Raw genomic sequence first — 6,993 nt, forward strand, 5'->3', positions numbered from 1 at the left:
GTGCACGATCTGGCCACCGCCCCAGCCGCCGAGGCAGCGGGCGACGCCGCTCATGCGCTCTCCGGCGGCGCCATCGACCCCTTCGTCTTCCGCTTCGCCATCTTCGTGCTGGCGATCTTCGTCGGCTACTACGTCGTCTGGTCGGTCACGCCGGCCCTGCACACGCCGCTGATGGCCGTCACCAACGCCATCTCGTCGGTGATCGTCGTCGGTGCGCTGCTTGCCGTCGGCATCTCGGCCTCTGGCCTTGCCACCGGCTTTGGCTTCGTCGCGCTGATGCTGGTTTCCGTCAACATCTTCGGCGGCTTCCTCGTCACCCAGCGCATGCTGGCCATGTACAAGAAGAAGGACAAGTGACGTGAACGCCAACTTCGCTTCGTTCCTTTATCTTGTCTCGGGCATCCTGTTCATCCTGGCGCTGCGCGGCCTGTCGCACCCGACCACCAGCCGCCAGGGCAACCTCTACGGCATGATCGGCATGGGCATCGCCATCGCCACGACGCTGGCGCTGGCGGTGCCGTCGGCCGGCGGCTTCGGCCTGATCGTGCTGGGGCTCGCCATCGGCGGTGGCGTCGGTGCGGTCACCGCGCGCCGCATCGCCATGACCTCGATGCCGCAGCTGGTCGCCGCCTTCCACTCGCTTGTCGGCCTCGCCGCCGTGATGGTGGCGTCCGCCGCCATCTACGCGCCGGAAAGCTTCGGCATCGGCACGGTCGCCGACATCCATGCCCAGGCGCTGATTGAGATGAGCCTCGGCGTCGCCATCGGCGCCATCACCTTCACCGGCTCGGTCATCGCCTTCCTGAAGCTCGACGGCCGCATGTCGGGCAAGCCGATCATGATCGGCGGCCGCCATCTCATCAACATCGCGCTCGGCATCGCCCTGGTCGTGCTGATCGTGCTGCTCGTCACCACCGAGTCCAAGCTGGTCTTCTGGCTGATCGTCGCCGCCTCGCTGGTGCTCGGCGTGCTCTTGATCATCCCGATCGGCGGCGCCGACATGCCGGTGGTGGTGTCGATGCTGAACTCCTATTCGGGCTGGGCTGCGGCGGCGCTCGGCTTCACGCTTGGCAACCTGGCGCTGATCATCACCGGCGCGCTGGTCGGCTCGTCGGGCGCGATCCTGTCCTACATCATGTGCAAGGGCATGAACCGCTCGTTCATCTCGGTCATCCTCGGCGGCTTCGGCGGCGAGACGGCGGCGGCGGCCGACGACGGCATCGAGCGCACCGTCAAGCAGGGTTCAGCCGACGATGCCGCCTATCTGATGATGAACGCGCAGAAGGTCATCATCGTGCCCGGTTACGGCATGGCGGTCGCGCAGGCGCAGCACGCGCTGCGCGAAATGGCCGACAAGCTCAAAGCCAATGGGGTCGAGGTCAAATACGCCATCCATCCGGTGGCAGGCCGCATGCCCGGCCACATGAACGTGCTGCTCGCCGAAGCCAACGTGCCCTATGACGAGGTGTTCGAGCTCGAGGATATCAACTCCGAATTCGCGCAGGCCGACGTCGCCTATGTCATCGGCGCCAACGACGTCACCAACCCGTCCGCGCGCGACGACAAGGCCTCCCCCATCTACGGCATGCCGATCCTCGACGTCGACAAGGCCCGCACCTGCCTGTTCGTCAAGCGCTCGCTCGGCTCCGGCTATGCCGGCATCGACAACACGCTGTTCTACAAGGACGGCACCATGATGCTGCTCGGCGACGCCAAGAAGATGACCGAGGAAATCGTCAAGGCGTTTGATCATTGATCCGGACGGATCTCAGGACCCAGAAAAAAGCCCGGCTTCGCGCCGGGCTTTTTCGTATCCAGGAACCGCCGCTGCCGGTTAGGCCAGCTTGGCCAGCAGGCGCATGAAGGTCGCGGCTTCCCTGGTCGACAGCGGCGCCAGCGTCTCCTCGGTGATGGTACGTGCATGCGGGAACAGCCGCTCGACCGCCTCGCGGCCCTCCGCCGTCAGGTTGACAAGCAAGCGGCGCTTGTCGACATCGTGCTTCGAGACATCCACCAGCCCGCGCGCCTTCAGCCGGTCGATGACGCCTTTCACCGTCGCCGCGTCCATGGCGATAAAGGTGCCGAGCTGGTTCTGCGAGGTCTCGCCGATGTCGTAGAGCTTGGCGAGCGCAGCGAATTGCGGCGGCGTCAGGTCGGCGATATGCGCGGCGAAGATCGCGACATGGCGCTGATGCGCCTTGCGCAGGATGAAGCCGACCTGGTCTTGCAGGTGATAGCCGTTTTCGTCGGGTTCTTCGGCCTCGACCAGTCGCAGCAGATTGTCCTCGGTGCTCATCTCAGCCCGTCCCACGCCTTGATGTCCTTGGCCGCCAGGCCGCCCATGCGGTCGTGCACGCGCGGGCCACAGGTCATGGCAAGGCAGAACAGGATCTCGTCGGGACGCGGCCCGTCGCTGATGCCGACTTCCATGGCGTCGAAATGGCTGCGCACATAGGCGGCGTTGATGTGGCCGAGCGGCACGTCGAGCCGCGAACCAAAGGCGCCGACCTTCTTGGCCGACGGCACGATCGCCTTGGCGTCGCCGAGCCGCTCGCGCATGGCGTAGCCGCCCGGCACGTGCCAGAGCGCGCCGTGCTCCAGCTCACCGGCGGAGCCGACGATGGCGCCCTTGCCGTAGCCGTCGATCTGCCTCACGTCACCGCCGAGCGCCGCAATCAGCCGATCTGCCAGCATCAAGCCGAGCGGCTTCAGGTCGTCCATTGCGCCCTGCAGCTCTTCGACGTAGCGGCCGGCAAAGGGGTTCTTCACCACGGCGAGAGCGGCGGCGCGACGGCGTGGCGCTGCCGCCACCGGACCGCCATCATGAAAAATCTCTTCGGTCAGGACCGCGATCTTGCGGATCGGGAATTCAGGCATGGGCAGTTTCCTTCGCTTTGTGCTTGTTGGGCGCGGCAAGCGCCACCGAACCACTGATGCGGGTCTCGCCGGCAAGGAACAGCGCCGAGGCCGATATCAGGCCGCGCCGGCGAAAATCTTCTGCGACGGCAAGCCCGTTGTCCAGCGCCCGCGCCACTTCGCCCGGCGAAAGCGTCCCGACGCCCTGCGTCACCAGCCGGTCGCCGAGATCGCTGTCAGGCACAATATCGCGAGCATGCACGCGCTCGATCGCACGGTGACCGGGCAGGTCGACGGCATTGGCGATGAGGGTCGCCGCGGCATCGGCTTCGGCGCCGGTGCGCGCCAGTACGGTGACAGCGTCGGCAATTCCCAGCGAAAACGAGCGGCCGCGCCAGCCGCTGGTCGCGACACCGCGTACGCCATCTTCGGCATGAATGGCGATGCGGTCGGCAAGGCCATGCCCGGTGCCGGCTATGGCCAGGGTCATCGACTGCCCCGAGCCGAGATGGAGGGCGCTGTCGCCGCCATTGTTGACATAGGCGCGATCGAGCCTTCGCCCGGCAAGCAGTGCACCAAGCATTTCGTCGGCTACCGAGCCGGCGACGGCCGCCATCGGCGTGATGAACATTTGCGCCAGCGGCGCCACCGCCGCCTCCATGCGGCGCGCGGTCGGCCCGGCAAAGGCGCGAGGGCGCAAGGCGGCCGGGCGGCGCAGCTCCGGAAGCTCCTCAACCAGTTCCGCCAGGATGGTCTGGAACCGCGCGACGGCCTGACTGTAAGCAGCGCGGCATTCGCCCTCCTCGCCAAAGGTCTCGACGACAAGGTCGATCGGCCCATGGTTGAGGTGAAGCCGCCTGCCGTCGGCGAGCCAATGCGCCTGCGGGCCGGTCATCATCCGGCCCCGTTCGCAGCGGCACGCCGCAGCTGCGCCAGCGGCGGCCATGGGTTGTTGACGGCGGCGCCGGCGCCACGGCGCGGATTGAGGTACTCGCCGCCCCTGGCGAGGATGTCCTCGACGCTGCGGATCTCTGCCTCGTAGCCGCCCAGCCTGACATAGTCGTCGCGGCGCAAGGTGAATTCGATCGGCGCCACCAGCGCCGGCGTCGGCACATAGCCGAAGGCACCTTCAGGCACGCGGGTGACGTCGACCATCAGCGTGATGCCGCCGCCCGGCCAGACATAGACCGGCGCGCCGCCCACTGTAACGTAGGTCCTCAGGCCCTGCACCGAGCGGGTGAGGTTGACCGGGTTCTCGGTGACGCCGGCGCGCAGCGAGCCGCCGGCGCCGCCGATGAACAGGACGGTGCAGAGTGCCGGCTCGCAATTGTCCTCGATCAGGCCGACAGATTTCTGCAGCCGCTCGGGGAACGGCTTTTCGACCGGCTTCAACTGATCGTCGAGCTCGTAGTAGGCGAACTGCTCGCCTGTGGTCGAGACCATCAGCAGCGACAGGCCCGGCCGCGCGCCCTTCTTGGCATTCCATTCACCGAGAATCGACAGCGGATCGGAGATGGTGGTGCCGCCCCAGCCGAGGCCTGGCTCCGACACCTTGAAATAGCGACCGGGCGTCGAGCGACGGCCGATGATCTTGATCCCGGTATCCTGCCAGCCCAGCACCTTGCCGGCCTGATGCTCCGAGACGACGCCGGTGATGTGGTCGTCGACTACCACCACCTCGTCGACAAGGCCGCGCCATTGCGTGGCGAACATGCCGATGGTGGCCGAGCCGCAGCCGACGCGCATGCGGTGCTCGACCTTGCCGTCGATGACCGGCGGTTTGCCGGCTTCAACGATGACCGTCGCGCCGCCATCGATGGTGAGTTCCACCGGCTTGCGGTTGCACAGGTTGAGCAGCGCATCGCAGGTGGCGCGGCCTTCGGTCTTGGAGCCGCCGGTCAGATGATGGACGCCGCCGAGCGACAGCATCTGCGAGCCGTATTCGCCGGTCGTGACGTGGCCGATCGCCTCGCCTTCCGACCGCACTGTTGCCGTCTCGTCGCCGATATGGCGATCGGTGTCGATCTTCACCTTGACCCCGCAGTAGGAGAAGATGCCCTCGGTGACGACGGTGACGAGATCGACGCCGTCGACCTCCTGGCTGACGATGAAGGGCGCCGGCTTGTAGTCGGGATAGGTGGTGCCGGCGCCGATGGCGCTGACGAAGCGCCGGCCGGTGTTGACCAGCTCGCCGTTCCAGGCTTCGCCTTCGGCGACGAACGGCACGACAGCGCCGCCGGTCTCGGCTGCGTGGTCGAGGATGGTCAGCGGATCCATGCGCACGATACGGCCGCCGACATTGCCGTAGCGGTCGCAGGCGCCGGTGCGGCCGTCGGCGATGTAGCACATGACCGGACAGGCATCGCAGCGGATCTTCTCCGCCACCTGCTTCTCGCCGGGATCGTGGGTTTCGAAACGTTCGGCAAGCTCGCTCATCGGCGCGCCTCCTTGTCGCGGATCGCCGCAAGGATGCGGCTCGGCGTCGCCGGCACCTTGGTGACGAGCACGCCGGTGGCGTGGCGGACGGCGTTGAGGATCGCCGGCGCGGTCGGGATCAGCACGTGTTCGCCCAGCCCCTTGGCGCCGAAGGGTCCTTCCGGGTCCGGAACCTCGACCAGTATGTGCTCGACCGGCGGCACGTCGCCGATGGTCGGGATGAGGTAGTCGTGCAGGTTCTCGGTGCGGCCGGGGATGTATTCCTCCATCAGCGCCATGCCGATGCCCTGCGCGATGCCGCCCTCGATCTGGCCCTCGACCAGCACCGGATTGATCGCCTTGCCGACGTCGTGCGCGGCGGTGATCCTGATCAGCCTTACGGTGCCCAGCTTGAGATCGACCTCCAGCTCGGCGATCTGCGCGCCATAGCCATAGACGGCATAAGGCTTGCCCTGCCCCTTGGCGTCAAGGGGCAGCGTCGGCGGGTCGTAGGTCTCTTCCGCAACGAACACCAATCCGTCGGCATTGGCTTTCAGCTCAGACAGGTCGACACGCCGTGTGGCGTCGCCTTCGCGGATGAAGATGCTGAAGCCGTCGAGCGCGATGGTCGCCCGGTCAGAGACATTGGCAAAGCGCAGGATTTTCTCACGCAATGCCCTGCCTGCCTTTTCGGCCGCCTTGCCGGTCACAAAAGTCTGGCGCGAGGCGGACGTCTTACCGGCGTCGGGCGTGATCGCGGTATCGGCGCACTTCAGGCGAAATTTTTGCAATGGCAGGCCGAGCGCATCGGCGCAGATCTGGCTGATGACGGTGTTCGATCCCTGGCCGATGTCGACGGCACCCTGATGCAGCACGACCTCGCCCGCGGCCGCGATGCCGACCTTGATGGTCGAGGGATTGGGCAGCGAGGTGTTGCCGCAGCCATACCAGCAGGAGGCGACGCCGACGCCCCGCTTTCTGTCCTCGCTGGCGGCGTTGAACGCCTCGGCCTCGGCGAGCGCGCGGGCCCAATGCGGGCGAAGCGCTTCCAGGCATTCGCCGATGCCGACGCCCGACTCGAGGCGCTGCCCGGTGACCGTTTCGGAGCCGTTACGAAGACAGTTTTTCAAGCGAAAATCAAGCCGATCCAGCCCAAGCTTGCCGGCAAGTTCGTCGTAGAGCGTCTCCTGCATGATCGTCGCCTGCGGCACGCCGAAGCCGCGGAAGGCGCCGGAGATCGGGCCGTTGGTGTGGATGGCCCGGCCTTCGGCGCGGTAGTTCGGCGTCAGGTAGGGGCCGGAGGCATGCACCGGCACGCGATTGGCGACGGTCGGACCCCAACTGGCATAGGCGCCGGTGTTGAAATCGCCGGAAAAGACCATGCCGGTGACGCGGCCACCGGCATCGGCGCCGATCGTCGCCTGCATCTCGGCGGGATGGCGCTTGGTGGTCGAAATCATCGATTCATTGCGGGTGTATGCAAGGGCCGCCGGGCGGCCCGTCCTCATCGCCACCAGGCCGATCAGCGGCTGCAGCGAGACGTCGAGTTTCGAGCCGAAGCCGCCGCCGGTGGCGGTCGGCACGATGCGCACCTTGTCGACGGCAAGACCGAGCACCTTTGCCGTGTCGTCGCGGTCCATATAGGGCGCCTGCGTGCAGGCGACGACGACCAGCGTGTCGCCGTCCATGTAGGCATAGCCGGCTTCCGGCTCGATATAGGCA

General features: G+C 66.8%; 7 protein-coding genes. 2 read left to right on the forward strand and 5 right to left on the reverse strand.

Annotated elements, in window-relative coordinates:
• Together EN781_RS21010 and EN781_RS21015 are read left to right on the forward strand one after the other, a co-directional pair.
• Entirely contained in the window at positions 1-357 is a 357-nt protein-coding gene (locus EN781_RS21010; RefSeq protein ID WP_245492627.1) for a proton-translocating transhydrogenase family protein, read from the forward strand.
• Position 358: 1 nt separating this feature from the next.
• Positions 359-1,756: an NAD(P)(+) transhydrogenase (Re/Si-specific) subunit beta gene (locus EN781_RS21015; RefSeq protein WP_127400294.1), complete on the forward strand. Its 1,398-nt coding sequence runs from the start codon at positions 359-361 to the stop codon at positions 1,754-1,756.
• A 78-nt stretch (positions 1,757-1,834) separates the two neighbouring features.
• Here EN781_RS21015 and EN781_RS21020 read toward each other — a convergent pair whose 3' ends face one another.
• From EN781_RS21020 to EN781_RS21040, 5 genes are all read right to left on the reverse strand, one after another.
• Positions 1,835-2,296 (reverse strand): MarR family transcriptional regulator, encoded by a 462-nt coding sequence (locus tag EN781_RS21020; RefSeq protein WP_126057006.1) that lies wholly within the window; start codon positions 2,294-2,296, stop codon positions 1,835-1,837.
• Positions 2,293-2,877, reverse strand: a complete 585-nt coding sequence (locus EN781_RS21025; RefSeq protein WP_126057007.1) for an amino acid synthesis family protein — start codon at positions 2,875-2,877, stop codon at positions 2,293-2,295. The genes EN781_RS21020 and EN781_RS21025 overlap by 4 nt, the downstream gene beginning before the upstream one ends.
• The gene (locus tag EN781_RS21030; RefSeq protein WP_126057008.1) at positions 2,870-3,751 is read right to left on the reverse strand and encodes a UPF0280 family protein; all 882 of its coding nucleotides are present in this window, start codon (positions 3,749-3,751) and stop codon (positions 2,870-2,872) included. Before EN781_RS21030 ends, EN781_RS21025 begins: the two co-directional genes overlap by 8 nt.
• Entirely contained in the window at positions 3,751-5,292 is a 1,542-nt protein-coding gene (locus EN781_RS21035; RefSeq protein WP_126057009.1) for a 6-hydroxynicotinate reductase, read from the reverse strand. The genes EN781_RS21030 and EN781_RS21035 overlap by 1 nt, the downstream gene beginning before the upstream one ends.
• Positions 5,289-6,993 (reverse strand): molybdopterin cofactor-binding domain-containing protein (locus tag EN781_RS21040; protein ID WP_145965569.1); only part of this gene is annotated, 1,705 nt, incomplete at its 5' end. The genes EN781_RS21040 and EN781_RS21035, both read right to left, overlap by 4 nt.

The sequence above is a fragment of the Mesorhizobium sp. M4A.F.Ca.ET.090.04.2.1 genome, from assembly GCF_003999085.1.
Lineage (GTDB): Bacteria > Pseudomonadota > Alphaproteobacteria > Rhizobiales > Rhizobiaceae > Mesorhizobium.